At 46.2% G+C, this 17,121-nt stretch carries 14 protein-coding genes and 1 riboswitch; of the genes, 1 reads left to right on the plus strand and 13 read right to left on the minus strand.

What is annotated here, in order from left to right; genetic code table 11:
- Positions 1-113 precede the first annotated feature (113 nt).
- From NI466_RS04300 to NI466_RS04325, 6 genes are all read right to left on the minus strand, one after another.
- Positions 114-479 carry a YkgJ family cysteine cluster protein gene (locus NI466_RS04300; RefSeq protein ID WP_253147830.1) on the minus strand — a complete coding sequence of 122 codons (366 nt, stop codon included), beginning with the start codon at positions 477-479 and terminating at the stop codon, positions 114-116.
- A gap of 97 nt (positions 480-576) precedes the next feature.
- The gene (locus tag NI466_RS04305) at positions 577-1,374 is read right to left on the minus strand and encodes an oxygen-binding di-iron domain-containing protein (protein ID WP_253147831.1); all 798 of its coding nucleotides are present in this window, start codon (positions 1,372-1,374) and stop codon (positions 577-579) included.
- 183 nt (positions 1,375-1,557) lie between these two features.
- Entirely contained in the window at positions 1,558-2,133 is a 576-nt protein-coding gene (locus NI466_RS04310; RefSeq protein ID WP_004729168.1) for a TMEM165/GDT1 family protein, read from the minus strand.
- Between the two features lie 72 nt (positions 2,134-2,205).
- Positions 2,206-2,347: riboswitch (yybP-ykoY riboswitch) on the minus strand.
- A 126-nt stretch (positions 2,348-2,473) separates the two neighbouring features.
- Positions 2,474-4,480: a 2-oxo acid dehydrogenase subunit E2 gene (locus NI466_RS04315; RefSeq protein ID WP_253172857.1), complete on the minus strand. Its 2,007-nt coding sequence runs from the start codon at positions 4,478-4,480 to the stop codon at positions 2,474-2,476.
- Positions 4,481-4,482: 2 nt separating this feature from the next.
- Positions 4,483-7,185, minus strand: a complete 2,703-nt coding sequence (gene aceE / locus NI466_RS04320) for a pyruvate dehydrogenase (acetyl-transferring), homodimeric type (RefSeq protein WP_253172858.1) — start codon at positions 7,183-7,185, stop codon at positions 4,483-4,485.
- Between the two features lie 328 nt (positions 7,186-7,513).
- Positions 7,514-8,197 carry a M23 family metallopeptidase gene (locus NI466_RS04325; protein WP_005245719.1) on the minus strand — a complete coding sequence of 228 codons (684 nt, stop codon included), beginning with the start codon at positions 8,195-8,197 and terminating at the stop codon, positions 7,514-7,516.
- Between the two features lie 107 nt (positions 8,198-8,304).
- Between NI466_RS04325 and NI466_RS04330 the strand changes: the two genes are divergently transcribed.
- Positions 8,305-8,745: a DciA family protein gene (locus NI466_RS04330; protein WP_005245716.1), complete on the plus strand. Its 441-nt coding sequence runs from the start codon at positions 8,305-8,307 to the stop codon at positions 8,743-8,745.
- Positions 8,746-8,844: 99 nt separating this feature from the next.
- Here NI466_RS04330 and lpxC read toward each other — a convergent pair whose 3' ends face one another.
- The 7 genes from lpxC to murG form a co-directional block, all read right to left on the minus strand.
- Positions 8,845-9,747, minus strand: a complete 903-nt coding sequence (gene lpxC, locus NI466_RS04335) for a UDP-3-O-acyl-N-acetylglucosamine deacetylase (protein ID WP_253172859.1) — start codon at positions 9,745-9,747, stop codon at positions 8,845-8,847.
- A 126-nt stretch (positions 9,748-9,873) separates the two neighbouring features.
- Positions 9,874-11,067 carry a cell division protein FtsZ gene (ftsZ, locus tag NI466_RS04340; RefSeq protein ID WP_004281317.1) on the minus strand — a complete coding sequence of 398 codons (1,194 nt, stop codon included), beginning with the start codon at positions 11,065-11,067 and terminating at the stop codon, positions 9,874-9,876.
- Between the two features lie 159 nt (positions 11,068-11,226).
- Positions 11,227-12,489, minus strand: coding sequence for a cell division protein FtsA (ftsA, locus tag NI466_RS04345; RefSeq protein ID WP_005245712.1), 1,263 nt, complete (start codon positions 12,487-12,489; stop codon positions 11,227-11,229).
- A 70-nt stretch (positions 12,490-12,559) separates the two neighbouring features.
- The gene (locus NI466_RS04350) at positions 12,560-13,414 is read right to left on the minus strand and encodes a cell division protein FtsQ/DivIB (RefSeq protein WP_005108153.1); all 855 of its coding nucleotides are present in this window, start codon (positions 13,412-13,414) and stop codon (positions 12,560-12,562) included.
- 2 nt (positions 13,415-13,416) lie between these two features.
- On the minus strand, positions 13,417-14,346 hold the full coding sequence (locus NI466_RS04355; protein WP_004729157.1) for a D-alanine--D-alanine ligase: 930 nt from the start codon (positions 14,344-14,346) through the stop codon (positions 13,417-13,419).
- 57 nt (positions 14,347-14,403) lie between these two features.
- Positions 14,404-15,852 carry a UDP-N-acetylmuramate--L-alanine ligase gene (murC, locus tag NI466_RS04360; protein ID WP_253112561.1) on the minus strand — a complete coding sequence of 483 codons (1,449 nt, stop codon included), beginning with the start codon at positions 15,850-15,852 and terminating at the stop codon, positions 14,404-14,406.
- A gap of 12 nt (positions 15,853-15,864) precedes the next feature.
- Positions 15,865-16,962 carry an undecaprenyldiphospho-muramoylpentapeptide beta-N-acetylglucosaminyltransferase gene (gene murG, locus NI466_RS04365; RefSeq protein ID WP_253172861.1) on the minus strand — a complete coding sequence of 366 codons (1,098 nt, stop codon included), beginning with the start codon at positions 16,960-16,962 and terminating at the stop codon, positions 15,865-15,867.
- Between the last annotated feature and the right edge of the window lie 159 nt (positions 16,963-17,121).

The following is a 17,121-nucleotide window of genomic DNA, read 5'->3' on the forward strand; positions in this document are numbered from 1 at the left end:
GGGTGCTAAAACAGTATCAATAATACCTCTGATAATGAAGTTCCCTATTTTAAATATACCCCGATCATTTTAATGGAGTGAAAAGCAGAGCCTAAGCTCTGCTTTGGGTGGATTTAGCTGACATATTCAAAACTGTCATCATTGTCGGCTTTATCAGTTTCAATCTGGACAAAGGGCAACATATTGTGTGCTACACGTGCCTTATTGCATTGCTCATCGGCAATTTGCACTTCTTTGCAGGATGAACTGCGCTGCTCATACATGCCGCAGCTGACCTGCTGGCCGATGGTACCATCAAGTGCGATACAGCGTGGATTTTTTTGATTGGTTCCAGCCATACATGAATAGACTGCTGTCACAGGTTCGGTATAGTGCTCAGGCATATGAATACCTTCAGCCCAATAGAACGAAACCCTGAAATAGGCGCAGCACGCCCCGCAGCTTAAACACGCATCCGGTTTTGGAACTTGAGACAACATTTCTTATAAGTTCTCGTCATCAAAAAAAAGTTTTTTGGAGAAGAAATATAAAAAATGTTGTTTTTCCACACAAGAAAAAAATTATTTTTTGTGTGAACTATTCAGGACAGGTAAAAACCGTTTCATCCATCAGGTCAGTGCCGCATTCCAATGTTTCAATCCAGTCCAGAAACTGATTAATCTGCTCTTTGCCTATAAATGGTGTGCCATGCTGCGGCACGATCATCTCGATCTCCATGCTGCGTACCATTTGCACCCAAAGACGAATGACCTTGTTATTGCACATATAGCGTTGATGGAAGCTTTTCATTTTCGGAATATGCGCGGCAAAATTTTCTAGTGGCTTGGCGGCATCTTCGACCATAGACGCGCCCATATCACCTGAAAATAAAATCTTGGCAATCGGATCATAAAACTGGAAATTCCCCACCGAATGCAGAAAATGCGCCGGCACCGCCACAATATGAGATTGGCCCAGTGGAATGATTTGACCATGATCCGGAAGCTCCACCAGACGGTCCAGCCAGTTGCCTTTCATCCGGTCACTCATAAAGGCCGAGTTTAAGTGCGGCAAGAAGCGCGCCCACAGCTTGGATGCCACCACTTTGGCCTCCGTATAGACCAGCCAGCGCGGCATCGAGGTGATGATATCCGGATCCTGGTGCGAGGCCATGACATAATCCAGATTGGTCAAACGGGTATATTTATTCAGCTCCATAGTCAGCGGCACATAGGTTAAATCACCACCCGGATCAAGTACCGCTGCGCGCTCATGATCAATGATCAGAAACTGGTTTGCCTGAACGCCTTCACCTTTAACCAGACTGGTAAAACTGATGCACTTATGTGTCCCGTTATCAAACAGGACCTGTGATGTGGTGCGTTCAAAAGCCATGTAAATTCCCCAATTTATAATAAAAATAACGTTTTATACCCGTATAAAATATAAGGAATTAATCAAACTTACAATCAATAAAACTAGCCATATCACACTATTTACCAAGGTTTTGAGAGAATTTTAACCATAAAAAATCCTGAGTTTTTAGCTCAGGATTCATGTAATTTATTATTTTATGATTTAAAAGAAATAATGTTGAGCCAGTGTTGCGACACCAATCACCAGGAAAATCGCCGCCCCAATTTTATGAATCAGGCTGATCGGGAGTCTGTTCGCCAGCTTATCTCCCAAAAACACTGCAGGTGCATTGGCCAGCATCATGCCCAAAGTGGTCCCGAGCATCACCCAGAATACGCTATCAAAACGTGCTGCCAATGCGACCGTAGCAATCTGGGTTTTGTCACCAATTTCTGCCAGAAAGAATAAAATAAAGGTTGCGCCAAAGACACCGAATTTTTGCCATTTATTGATACTGGCATTTTCATCCCCGAGTTCATCCGGAATCAGCATCCAGACTGCCATCGCGATAAAGCCAATCGAAACGATCCACAGCAGTACTTCCGGCCCAATCACTGTGGTTACCCATTGTCCCAATACTGCAGAAAGGCCGTGGTTAATCAATGTCGCCAATAAAATAGCAACTAAAATAGGAACAGGTTTGCGAAAGCGTGCGGCAAGCAGCAATGCCAGCAGTTGGGTTTTATCACCCATTTCAGCCAGTGCTACGATTGCAGTCGACAGTAAGAATTCATACATGAGGTCTTTCTCTGGCTAGCATCCAATACCAATGACTCACCGCTCCTGCTAGCCAAAATCTGCAGAGTGGTAAATCAAAGGTCTTGCCAACAAAAGAAAGCTTGGAAAAGCTGACTTGGTTCTTTGCTATGATGACCATGCCCGGTTGAGCAAATATGTTGACCATCACCCTTCTGCTTTGCGCAAAAGGCGGCTACTCCCCAATGAAGTGCGCCAAGTATAGAATCAAATAGATTATTTTTCAATGCAGCAGCAAAAAACCCTGCCGAAGCAGGGTTTTCTCTTTACACCCTCTTTATATTTCTCCCAGAGAGAGAATAAAGGGCATATACATGATTTTTTAGATCAATAAAGTACGGATATCTTTGAGCAGCTTGGTCAGCTTGTTGGTGAAACGAGCAGCATCTGCACCATTGATCACACGGTGATCGTAGGACAATGAAAGCGGCAGCATCAAGCGTGGATCAAAGCCTTCACCATTCCAGACCGGCTGCATGGTTGCAGGTGAAATACCCAGAATCGCCACTTGCGGCCAGTTCACCAATGGCGTAAATGCTGTACCACCAATTGAGCCCAGGCTGGTGATGGTAAAGTTCGCACCTTGCAGGTCTTTCGGCGACAATTTCTTGTCACGCGCTTTTTGACCCAAGGTTCCTAGCTCAGTGGCAATCTGTTTAATTGACTTCTGATCTGGATGACGCAGTACAGGCACGGTCAAACCATCTGGCGTTGCGACCGCGATACCCATATGGATCTCGTTACGTAGCAATACTGACTTACCATCATCGGCCAAGTGACCAGCAAATTCACGCTCTTCTTTTAACAAGTGCGCAACCGCTTTGATGATGAACGCCATAATGGTCAGGCTCAGGCCTTCTTTTTTGAAGTTGCCTTTCAGTTCATTACGCCATGCTTCCAGTTCAGTAATATCCGCTGCATCAAACTGGGTCACTTGCGGAATGAAATTATTCAGCGACAACTGTGGAATAGACACTTGTTGCAAGCGCGTCAAGGCTTTCTCTTCCACACCACCAAAAGCGCTAAAGTCTGGCAGTTTTGGCAGACCTGCGACTTGAGCAGCAGCGGCTACAGGAGCCGCCTGTGGCGTAGTAAGACGCGTTTTGACATACGCTTTCAGGTCTTCTTTCATGACGCGCGCATGTGGGCCAGATGCTTTAACGTCTGCCAACACGACGCCCAGTTCACGTGCCAGTTTGCGCACAGCAGGACCGGCATAGACTTTCGAGTTAGCGACATTCTGCTCTTTGGTCAGCTTGTCGACATTATCCGATGTCGCGACTGTTTGAGTAGAAGATGCAGCAGGTGCTGGTGCTGCTTTTGCAGCAGGCGCTTTCGGTGCTTCTGCTTTGGCTGCAACAGGAGCAGCTTGTGCTTGTGCTTCAGCTTCAATTGTTACCAGTGCAATGCCTTGAGAGACATTTTGACCCAGTTCCACATGAATGGCTTTAATCACGCCGGCTGTAGTGCTTGGCACTTCAACAGTCGCCTTGTCTGATTCCACCACGATGATGCTTTGGTCTTTTTCAACCGTATCACCGACCTGAACCAGAATTTCAGCTACAGCCGCCTTGTCTACACCCAAATCAGGCACCATCACTTCAACATCACCCGCAGGTGTTGCTGGCGTTTCTGGTACTTCGACTGCTTTCTCTTGGGCCGCCGCTTGAGCAACTGGTGCTTGAGGTGCTTCTGTCGGTGCTGATGCTGTCGAAACAGCCGTTTTCACTTTCAGAATGACCACACCTTCTTTAATGGTATCGCCTTCTTTAATCTCGATAGATTCCACTGTGCCCGCAACCGTACTTGGCACTTCAACAGTCGCCTTGTCTGATTCCACCACCACGATGCTTTGATCCACTTCGATTTCATCACCGACAGAAACCAGAATTTCACCGACAGTGGCTTTTTCTACACCAATATCGGGGATTTGAACATCAACCACCTGTGAGCTCGCTTGTGCCTCAGGAGCAGCAGAAGCTTTAGGCTGATGCGAAGCCAGTTCCTGCATGATTTCCTGATCCGGCAATGAAGTCGGAGTATTTTCTGAAGTTTTTTGTGAGGCATCTGCTTGCTGTGGCTCGACCACATCAGCGCTACCGTCTTCAGCTTGTAGCTCAATCAGTACCGCGCCTTCAGCGACTTCATCACCCTGGCTCACCAGAATGCTTTTTATCACGCCTGCTGAAGTGCTAGGCACTTCAACAGAGGCTTTATCAGATTCAAGTAACACAATGCTGTCATCGATCGCGATCGTATCACCGACTTTGACCAGAATTTCGGCCACTGTTGCCTTATCTACACCAATATCAGGAGTCGTAATTTGCATGCTTAGTTCTCCTCTTTGTAGTCAGCAACAGCATGTACAGATGGGGTTTCTTGAGGTGCCCAAGCTACTGGGCGATCTGTATCAAGCTCAAACGTCGAGATCGCATCTTTTACCAGGCGCGCATCAACTTCACCTTCATCTGCCAGTTTTTTCAAAGTTGCCACCACAATATGGGCAGCATCAACACCGAAGTAACTACGCAAGTTGGCACGTGTATCTGAACGGCCATAACCGTCAGTACCCAATGCTACGAATGGACGGCCATCTGGAAGATAAGCACGAATCTGTTCGCTATAAGCACGCATATGATCGGTTGCAGACACGACGATACCTTCAGTACCGCGAAGCTGTTTCGATACCCATGCTTCTTTTACGTCTTCAGCCAGCGGATGCAAGCGGTTGTATTCTTCACATGCCATACCGTCACGTGCCAGTTCATTGAAGCTGGTCACACTGTAGACATTTGAATGAATTTGATATTCCTCACGAAGAATCTTCGCTGCCTTGATCACTTCACGTAGGATCACACCTGAGCCCAGTAACTGAACAGTGGCTTTTTCATCTTCTTCCAGTAAGTACATACCACGCTTGATGCCTTCTTCAACACCTTTTGGCATTTCCGGATGCTCGTAGTTTTCGTTCATCACAGTTAAGTAATAGAACACACGTTCCTGGTTCACATACATACGTTGCAAACCGTCATGCACGATCACTGCCAATTCATAACCGAAACATGGGTCATAAGAGACACAGTTTGGAATGGTATTGGCCAAGATGTGTGAATGACCATCCTGATGCTGTAAGCCTTCACCGTTCAGTGTCGTACGACCCGCAGTTGCACCCAGCAAGAAGCCTTGTGCCTGTGCATCGCCGGCTGCCCAGGCAATATCACCAATACGCTGGAAACCAAACATCGAGTAGTACATGTACATCGGAATCATTGGCAGGTTATTGGTTGAATAACTGGTCGCCAACGCTGCCCATGCACTCATCGCACCGGCTTCGTTAATCCCTTCCTGCAACATGTGACCGTCTTTGGCTTCACGGTAATGCATCAGCTGTTCTTGGTCTTCCGGAGTATATTTCTGGCCATGCGCGGCATAAATACCGAGCTGACGGAACATACCTTCCAGACCGAAAGTACGGGCTTCATCTGGAACAATTGGAACAACGCGGTCTTTAATCGCTTTCTCTTTAAGAAGTGCAGAGATTAAACGCACCATCACCATTGTGGTGGATTGTTCTTTACCATTTGAACCGGCCAAGACCGAATCAAATACTGAAAGTCCAGGAATCGCCAGCTGTTCGCTTTCCTTACGACGTGCAGGCAGGTAGCCACCTAGCGCCTCACGACGCGCCTTCATATATTTCAATTCAGGGGAATTTTCGCTTGGACGGTAGAACGGTACTTCTTCAAGCTGTTCATCAGTGAAAGGAAGGTTGAAACGGTCACGCACGTATTTCAAAGAATTGATTTGCATCTTCTTGATTTGGTGAGTTTTGTTGACTGCTTCGATTTCTTCCGACAAACCATAACCTTTCACGGTTTTTGCCAGAATCACGGTCGGCTGACCTTTGGCCGTACATGCTTCGGCATAAGCAGCAAAAACTTTGTACGGGTCGTGACCACCGCGGTTCAGATTATCAATATCTTCGTCGCTTAAATCTTTAACCAGCTCTTTGGCTTCTGGGTATTTACCGAAGAACTTTTCACGCGCGTAAGCACCACCTTTTACCTGGTAACGCTGGAAATCGCCATCAACAGCTTCTTCCATCACTGCTTTCAGTGCGCCAGATTTGTCTTTGTCGAGGAGCGGATCCCAATGACGGCCCCACACAACTTTAATCACACGCCAGCCTGCGCCGCGGAATAATGACTCAAGTTCCTGAATGATCTTGCCATTACCCCGTACCGGACCATCCAGACGCTGCAAGTTACAGTTCACTACCCAGATCAGGTTATCGAGCTTTTCGCGACCTGCCAGAGAAATTGCACCCAGGCTTTCCGGCTCGTCCATCTCGCCATCGCCCAAATACGCCCAAACCTTACGGTCTTCTTCTTTGATCAGACCACGGTTCATCAGGTACTTTTGAATATGTGCCTGATAAATCGACATGATCGGGCCCAGACCCATCGATACAGTCGGGAACTGCCAGTAGTCCGGCATCAAATAAGGATGCGGATAAGATGGCAAACCTTTACCGCCCACTTCACGACGGAAATTATTCAGATGCTCTTCCGTCAAACGGCCTTCTAAAAATGAACGCGCATAAATACCCGGTGCACAGTGCCCTTGGTAATAGATCATGTCGCCGCCGAAGTTGTCGCTATTGGCGCGGAAGAAGTGGTTAAAGCCCACATCATAAAGGGTTGCGGAAGAAGCAAAACTTGCCAGGTGACCACCGAGGTCATCACCGGTTTTATTCGCGCGCAATACCATTGCCAAGGCATTCCAGCGGATCAGCGCACGAATCCGGCGCTCCATGTCCTGGTCGCCCGGCATTGCCGGTTGTTCTTCAACAGAAATCGTATTTAAGTAGGGAGTATTTAAACGCTGAATAGGAACATGCTTTGCAATTGCGCGTTGATAAAGTTTTTCTAACAAAAATGCTGCACGCTCAGTGCCCATGTGCTGCAAAACAGAGTCAAATGCATCTTGCCATTCTTGGGTTTCTTGCGCGTCTGTATCGCCATAAAACGCCATAATCTACAGTTCCTAAAAGCCTAATCTAATGTCTTATATGTACCATATTTGAGACCTCAGCAGGTATGGTCTTAGCTGAATGCGATTTAGCAGTACTATTTAGGAACTAAATGATGGGTGACGTATAATTACACAACATAACAAAAAATAGTCAATAAAGGCGATTTATTATACAATCATTATAATAGTTGGTGATAATATGATATCTAAAAGCGATAAAACAAAAAGCCCTTCAAGTTGACTTGAAGAGCCTTCAGCTTAAACGCTTTAAAATGCTTATCGGAGATTTTTTATGTATAGAGATGCATCTTGTTATTCAGGTCTATACTTAAGGTAACATGGCCAAATAAGTAGATGGGTTTTTACGTTGACCGTCTTTTACTACTTCATAATGCAAGTGTGGACCGGTACAGCGACCAGTACAGCCGACATTAGCAATATGATCACCCGCTTGCACCTGCTCTCCCACACGTGCAATAAGACGTGAAGCATGAGCATAGCGTGTTAAATAGCCATTGCCATGATTGATTTCAACGTATTGACCATAACCTGTACCCCAACCTGATTTGGTCACAATCCCTGGACCTGTTGCATAGATTGGTGTACCACTTGGCGCTGCAAGATCAAGGCCTGAATGATTTTCAGCGCGGCCACCCATAGTACGGCCACCGTAATTTGAACTTACGCGAGAATTAGGTAAAGGATGAGAAATTAGCCAAGAATAAGCACTGTTTGCTGCCGCTTTGTTGGATGAAGTATTGGCATACTTCTGAGCAAGCGTACGATTGTTTAGTTCAACCGGTTTCTCACGAAGCTGAACATTCAATTTAGTCTGTGCTGGAATATCGATATCATCTGGATGAGTATATGCACCCTGTGCCAGAGTACGCGTCAATTGCTCGATACGATCTGTTGAACCATTTTCTTGATTTAGATTAACTAAATCTGCGAACGCAACCGAAGCCGCTGAAACTGATAAAGAAAATGCCAACAAAATACGTCGCATATGCATAAAAAACCTCTCTAAACTGCTTTAATCGAGTTCCTTGAAGATCTCTATCCTTGATATCCACTAAAAGAAGCGCATAAGATTAAGACATAAATATGTAGGAATTATGTATGTCGGAACCTGTCAACGTTTTTCAACAAACAAGAAAACAGATAAAAACAGGAAACTTTTCGTTTCTCTCATCACAAGTCGCTGGCTGGCAGAAACTTACGAAACTCGTACAACCGCTATTGCCCCAACCGGAACGCTGGCAAGTTGTCTGCTATCAAAATGGTGTGTTAACGATTACTGGTGAAAATCAGGCCATGATCAGTCAATTGGCCTATCTTCAAAAGCAATACATTTCACAACTCTCTCAAATAAATGAATTAACAGATCTCACTAAACTTCAAGTTTGTCTGCGGAATCCTTCGCAAACGCCACCTGTTTCAGCAACACCTGAAAGAGCCTTAAATGCAGAAACACAGGAATTACTTCGTAGTGCTGCTGACTTTATAAGCGACCCTAAGCTTAGCCAAGCTTTACTACGTTTGGCAAGCAATAAAAAGTAACATCGCAATCAAATGTAATAAATTAAAAAGCAAACATTATGTGATGTGTATCACAGTATTAAAGCAATAACAAAAACATAAAGACACAAACACAATGACTTATGTCACATTCACATACATGATTGGACAATTGGCTTCGTCATCAAATGTTACAATTTCATAGCAGCTTGGATCACTTTTCACATTGCGTAAAAGTTGATTATTCAAGGCATGTCCAGATTTGTAACCATCAAATTTGGCAATAATCTGATGTCCGAGCAGGTATAAATCACCGACGGCATCCAGAATTTTATGACGTACAAATTCGTCCGAGAAACGCAAACCTTCTTCATTGACGACCCCGGTTTCATCTACACCAATGGCATTTTCCAGGCTGGCACCCAGCGCCAGATTATTGGCTTTGAGATAATCCAGATCTTTCATAAACCCAAAGGTACGCGCTTCACTAACTTCATAAACGAAGGTTTCAGTAGAAAAATCGATACTGGCGGACTGATGTTCTTTTTTAAAGGCAGGATGATCAAAATCGATGGTGAAATTCAGCTGAAAGCCATCATGTGGGCTAAAAATGGCACGTTTGTCATCAATCAGTGCTTCAACCGGTTTAATAATCTTGACGAATTTTTTGGCGGCATCGAGTTCTTGCAAACCACCCTGCATTAACAGGTAAATAAACGGACCTGCGCTGCCGTCCATAATCGGCACTTCAGAGGCAGAGACTTCGATAATCAGGTTATCAATGCCCAGACCAGCGATCGCACTCATGACATGTTCAATGGTGCCCACTTTGGCATTTTCCTGAACCAGATTCGAGCACATAAAGGCTTCCTGAATCAGCATGGCATCAGCAGGAATGTCCACCGGTGGATTCAGGTCTATACGACGAAACACAATTCCCCCATCGGCATGGTGCGGCACAAAGTTAATCATGACTTTTTGCCCACTGTGAAGACCGATTCCGCTCGCTTTCACGACACGTTTCAGGGTACGTTGTTTCAACATGCTTTTATCATCTGTTCATCTATAAAACCGCTATACGTTAGCATATTTGGCCATTGATAAAAAACAAAAAGGTGGCTTAAAAGCCACCTTTCCTGTCTAATCCAGCTAAACACATGATGTTACATGTTATTTACGCTGTTGATTCTTAAGATAATCCTGAATGCTCATTGGTGTTGGGCGCGGGCTAGAAACTGAAGCTGCCGCTGGATTCGCTGCTGCACCTGTTTCATGCTGCTGACGCTGAATTGCCGGTACGTCATCATCTTCCACCACAGCCTGTGTAGCTGCTGCTGGACGAGTTGCCTGTACATTGGTACGTTTGGTCGGCTCAACTGAATCCGCTGCATGACGGGTTAGACCTGTTGCAATCACAGTCACGCTGATTTCATCACGCGCATCCGGATCAAAAACGGTACCGTAGAACACCTGACCTTCATCTAAATCGACAATCTGGTTCACGACATCGGTAATTTCTTCAATTTCACCGAAAGTCACGTCATCGCCACCGGTCACGTTAATCAGAATACCTTTGGCATTCATGATAGTCACGTTGTCGAGTAATGGACTACGGATTGCCTGCTCAGCAGCCTGACGTGCACGGTTCTCACCACGACCCAGACCGACACCCATCATGGCATAACCACGCGTGCTCATGGCTGTTTTTAAATCGGCGAAGTCAAGGTTGATATGGCCAGGACGGACCACCAAATCAAAAATACTACGTACTGCATTCAGTAGAACATCATCCGCTTTTTTATATGCATCTTTCATTGAAATATCACGGAAGACTTTCAATAAACGCTGGTTTGGAATGATGATCAATGAGTCTACATGCTGCTCAAGGGCTTCGATGCCTTTTTCAGCAGACTGTAGACGGCGCTTACCTTCAAAGTTAAATGGCGTGGTCACGACACCAACGGTCAGGATACCCATTTCTTTCGCAATTTCAGCCACGACTGGCGCTGCACCAGTACCGGTACCACCGCCCATACCCGCAGTAACAAAGACCATATCGGTCCCTTCAAGCTGCTGGCGGATCAGTTCACGGCTTTCTTCTGCTGCGGTCTGGCCGACTTGCGGATTTGCACCTGCACCCAGACCACGGGTACTTTGCTCGCCCAGCTGAATTTTAAATTCGGCTTCCATGCGATCCAATGCCTGCTTGTCCGTATTGGCACAAACAAACTTTACGCCCTGGATATCGGACTGCAACATATGTTGTACAGCATTACCACCCGCACCACCTACACCAAACACAGTGAAACGGGCTTGACCATTGCTATCGCTATGATCGTCTTCGAAAAATTCAAATGAGGCCATGACCTATAAAATTCCTAATTCATAATTGGCAGTCACTAAGCCCGTATACTGCCTTAATCTTAATAAAATTGTTTTTAAGAATGCTGCTCATGCGTTCACTTGTCAAGTACAAGCCCGATTAACTACATCTTCCCAACAATATTCACAATAAAAATCGACTTAAAAGATTGATTTCAAGGTGTCATTAAAGCCAAACAAGGCTCTTTTGACCCGCTTGGCCAATGACAACCGTTCTACATCATCCTGTTCCACAATCGTGTCCTGGGTATCACTCTGACTAAACATCAGCAAGCCCGCCACAGTGCTATATTGTGAGCGACGTAAAGCAGCCTGATGTTGTTCATCTGCATACACCTGAGTCGGCGGATTACCTAAATGTGCCGAGACTCCCATGGTACGGCGAACAAAACTCACCATCCCTTCGATATGACTGGCATCACCGGTCAATACCACACCATGATACAAGCCCTGGAGGGCACCATTTTTTACCAGTTCATCACGCACCAGACCCAGAATTTCTTCATAACGCGCCATGATGATTTCGGTCAGCTCGATCCGGCTGATGGTCTGTGGTCCATCAATGCCCTGGAACTGAATCATATGGTCAGGCTTGACCACTTTCAGGTCGACACAGCCATACAATAATTTCAGACGTTCAGCTTCTTCAGTTGTGGTTTGCAATACTGCTGCAATATCACGAGTCACATGTTCACCGCCACGCTGGAAGGTATGGGTTAAGGCTAGACGACCATCCACATACACTGCAACATTGGTCGTGCCGGCACCTATATCTACTAAGCATACGCCATATTCTTTTTCGTCTTTGAGCAGGCTGGCTTCGGCGGTGGCCAAGCTCGACACCACCATTTTTTCCACGCCAATATTGGCACCTTTCAGGGCGCGATCAATATTCTGCATGGTACTAATCGGCAGCATCATCAGATGATAATGCCCAGTCATGCTATGTGCCGACATACGAATCGGGTTTAGCACCCATTCCGGTGAATCATCCAGCTCAAAACCCAGAGGCACAGCACTGACCAGATAATGATCTGAAGTCAAATGACTGGCTTTGGCCAATTCCAGTGCACGCACCACTTCACTGGTGGTAATCGCATGCTCGCTATTGTCGATCGAGGTACGGCCTGAAGCATAAAAGCTTTTTAATTCGGCACTTGGAATAGAGACCCAGGCAGAATGTACACGACATTCCGCCATATCTTCTGCTTCTTGAACGGCATTTTTAATTGCAGTAATAACTTTATCGAGACTGACAATTTTCCCTTTACTCATGCCTCGGTTACGAGCGGTGGCCATACCAATCACTTGGATATTGTCTGGCGCGTGTACCTTGCCAATCAAAACTGAAACTTTGTGTGTCCCAATGTCAATCGCCACAACCGAGGGAACAGCTTCACTCATTATTCACTACTACCATTACGTGTTTGTTAGATTTATGGCTTTAAATGCCTCTATTTTTTAAAGCCGGTCATTATGGCTTTACTGTTACCTTATTCTCAACGCCCGTGTCATCAATGGTTACAATAAAATGTCCATTTACAATTTTAGGCGGAATTGAATTTTTCCACTGTATCGACAATCCATTGCGATAACGCAGGTCGATGGCCGAAATTTTAGACCAGACTGGCTTTAAATCGCTCTGAGACAGATGACTCAGGCGCTGTAATTTGCTCATGGTCTGATCTTTATCCACAATTATTCTTAAACCCGAATCAAACTGCATAAACCAGGTCATTCGCTCGGTGAGATATAATTCTTTTAGACGAATGCCTTGTGGCAAAAATAATTGATTAATTTCATTATAACGACGCATCATGGTTTCTGCATGGCTCGCCGGCCCATGTAGTAACGGTAATGCCTGATAATTCTTGGGTGTGACTTCCGTGAAAATAACACCACTGTCACTTAATAAACGTCCTGTCCCCCAACGCGCAATCGCATGATGCGGCATTACCCGCACCCGAATGCCATTTGGCCAGGCTCGGGACACCACGACCCGATCCACCCAGGACAATTCCAGGGTACGATCACGGATCGCTTCCAAATCCGAAGTAAAATAGTTTTCGGTCACAATCGGTGACACATACTGCATGACCTGACGCTGTTCAGCAGCCGAGCGCGTACCCACGACACCCAGCTCTGCCACGTCACTATTGGTCATGACTTTATATAAGCCCAATATTCCAAAGGCCAGCACCAGTAGCGCAATACACAACAATAACCAGCCACCAAAATTGGTCAGCTTTTCTTTGCGTGTTGGCGGCTTGTCGTGAATTGAAGTAATCGCAGCACGTTTACGGCGCATGGAAACAGGAAGTTGAGCCATATTTAGTGTGCCGAACCAGTCAAGGTCTGTTCCAGTATCGCCACACACAGCTCATCAAAACTGTAACCGACTGCAGCTGCCGCCTTTGGCACCAGTGAATGACTGGTCATTCCCGGCACGGTATTCACTTCAAGCAACCAGAAGTTGCCCTGTTCATCCTGCATGGCATCAATCCGGCCCCAACCGCTGGCACCGACTGCCTGGAATGCGCGCAAACTCAAGGCTTTTAACTGCTGCTCTTCAGCTTCACTTAAACCACATGGAATGCCATATTGCACATCATTACGCTGATATTTCGCTTCATAATCGTAGAAGGCAACATCTTGAGGCGGTTCAAGACGAATCACCGGTAGCGCCTGACCATTTAAAACCACAATGGTGTATTCACGGCCGGTAATCCATTTTTCTGCCATCACCACGGCATCATGTTCAGTTGCCTTGGTAATCGCTTCGGCAAAGTCTTCAATTTTCTCGACCTTGCTCATGCCGATACTGGAACCTTCATGCACCGGCTTGATAATCAAAGGCAAGCCTAAAGCATTAACAATGTCGGTCGCATCAGAATCTTTGGTGACAATACGATACGGCGCTGTCGGTAATTCCGAACCCTGCCAGACCTGCTTGGTCTTGACCTTGTCCATGCCGATCGCAGAACCTTGTACACCGGTACCGGTATACGGCACGTTTAACCATTCCAGTGCACCCTGAATTTGGCCGTCTTCCCCGCCACGTCCATGCAATACAATAAAAGCACGATCATAATTTACCAGTTCTGTGACACTACGCTCCTGCGGGTCAAACGCTTCCGCATTAACCCCTGAACGCACTAATGCCTCAAGTACCGCCGTACCACTGTCTAGAGAAACCTCACGCTCTGCAGATTTACCACCAAGCAACACGGCAACTTTTCCGAATTTTGAAGCATTTGACACGTTTATATCCTTAAACTTTTTTCAATCTGGTCAATTCAATTCAGTCATGCAAGATGACTATTTTATATATAAGTGATTTTGCGCAAGCTCGACTGAGATTGCTCCAACATTACCTGCGCCCTGGGTTAATAACAAGTCATTTGCTTGCAATACTTTTCTCATGATCTGATTCAGGTTGCCGTCCGCTGCATCAACCAGAATCGGCTCGACTTCGCCACGTAGACGAATGCTGCGGGCCAAAGTACGGCTGTCCGCCCCGACAATCGGTTTTTCACCGGCAGGATAAACATCCAGCAACAATAACTGGTCTACAGTAGAAAGCACTTCCACAAAATCATCAAAACAGTCACGGGTACGGCTATAACGGTGTGGCTGGAACATCATTACCAAACGACGGTCTGGATGACTTTGACGCGCGGCTTTAATCGTCGCTTCCACTTCTTTTGGATGGTGACCATAGTCATCCACCAGTTTCACATTACCACCGTCAATTTCAAACTCACCCTGAACTTCAAAGCGGCGACCCACACCACTAAAACCTTCCAGTGCACGGCAGATTGAAGCATCCGACACGCCTTCATCGGTTGCTATACCAATCGCGGCCAGGGCATTCAGCACATTATGCAAACCTGGCTGGTTGACCGTTACACGCAATGGCTCACGCTCTTTACGCAATACGGTAAAGTGGGTTTGCATGCCATCCTGATCAACATCTACTGCGCGGATGTCATTGTCTTCATTGAAACCATAAGTCAGTAACGGCCGTGCAATTCGCGGCATAATTTCACGGATATTGGCATCATCACCACAGACTACGGCCAAGCCGTAAAATGGCAGTTTTTGCAGGAACTGGATAAAGGTATCTTTCAGGACATCGAAGCTACCGCCATAGGTATCCATATGATCAGCATCAATATTGGTCACCACGGCAGCCATTGGTTCCAGGTGCAGGAAAGAAGCATCTGACTCATCAGCTTCGGCCACGATATAACGGCTGGCGCCCAAGGCCGCGTTCATACCGGTACGGTTCAGCAAACCACCGATCACATAGGTTGGATCCATGTTTTCTTCAGCCAGCATACAGGTGATTAGGCTGGTGGTCGTGGTCTTGCCATGCGTGCCGGCAACGGCAATACCATGACGGTAACGCATCAGTTCACCCAGCATTTCCGCACGGCGAACCACAGGAATACGGTTTTCAATCGCGGTTTTAATTTCCGGATTTTCTTTATCGATCGCGGTAGAGACCACGATCACGTTGGCGCCCTTAATATTATTTGCAGTATGTCCGATATAGACTTTAATGCCATTCGCTTCCAGCTGTGCGGTGGTATTGGATGCCTTGATATCTGAACCGGAAACTTTATAGCCCTGGTTTTTCAGTACTTCTGCAATACCACACATGCCTGCACCACCGATCCCCACAAAATGAATGTGTTTGATACGGCGCATTTCTGGCACTTTAATTAACTTTTTCGCTTGTTCAGCTGGGGTTGTTGGAGACATAGTTTACTCGGATTACAATTCTTGAATTAAACGGACCACATGTTGAGTCGCATCAGGTTGAGCCTGTCGGCGTGCTTTCACGGCCATTTCCATTAACAGCTGGCGATTCAGCATCGGCTCTAATAATGTTTTTAAACTTTCCGGAGTCATCGTGGCCTGCGGGCAAATCTTTGCCGCATTGATATTGGCCAGAAAACCGGCATTGGCCGTCTGGTGATCATCGACCGCACTTGGAAGCGGCACAAAAATCGCAGCTACCCCGGCAGTGGCAATTTCAGTTACGGTCAAAGCTCCGCCACGGCAAATCACCAGATCAGCCTCGCTATAGGCTTTGGCCATATCTTCAATAAAGGGCTGTACTTCAACTTGCAGACTGGCCGGTGCATTTTCATAACGTGCCCGTGTCGACTCGGCATGATTTTGCCCACACTGATGATAGACGCTTAATCGCACATTGAGTTGCTTTAAAGCTTCTGGAACCCGTTCATTTAAAGCTTGCGCCCCCAAAGACCCACCAACGATCAGAATATGTAAGGGTAGTCCTGCCTTGTCACGCTCCTGATAACGCCAGGACGGATTTAAAATTTCGCTAATTTCTTGTCGTACCGGATTACCTGTAGTCACGACTTTTTCTTGGGCCGGAAAAGTATTTGGAAAAGCCTGGCACACCGTCTTTGCCACACGCGACAATTGGGTATTGGTAAAACCGGCAACTGCATTCTGTTCATGGATCAGCACCGGAATGCCTAAGATACGTGCGGCCAAACCACCCGGGCCTGCCACATAGCCGCCAAAGCCTGCCACGGCATCGACCTTAAGCTGTTTCATGAATTTCATGGCGCTCAGGGTTGCTTTCATAATTTTAAAAGGGGCCAAGGCTTTACGTACAAAACCATTGCCCCGTACACCCTGAATATCAATCTGATAAATGGGAATATTCTGGTTTTTTAATAGACGGTTTTCCATGCCTGCGGGTGTGGCCAACCATGAAACCTGTATACCTTTTTGTTGTAAATCTTTGGCAACAGCTAACGCTGGAAACACATGTCCACCTGTACCTGCGGCCATCATCATGACATGTTTAGGCTGTTTTTGCTGAGCTTCGGTCACGGTTTAATTCTTCAATTCAAAAAATGGAGCAGGAAATCTGATTTAAGTAATCAATTGTAATCACAAACCTCAGGCCATGAAAGTTTATTTACTTTATTTCAACAAGGCTTTAATTGTTTTTTTCACGCAAACTTCAAGTTTAGACTCGTTTTATTTATA

Origin of the sequence: Acinetobacter lwoffii (assembly GCF_024129595.1) — a bacterium.
Taxonomy (GTDB): Bacteria; Pseudomonadota; Gammaproteobacteria; order Pseudomonadales; family Moraxellaceae; genus Acinetobacter; species Acinetobacter lwoffii_O.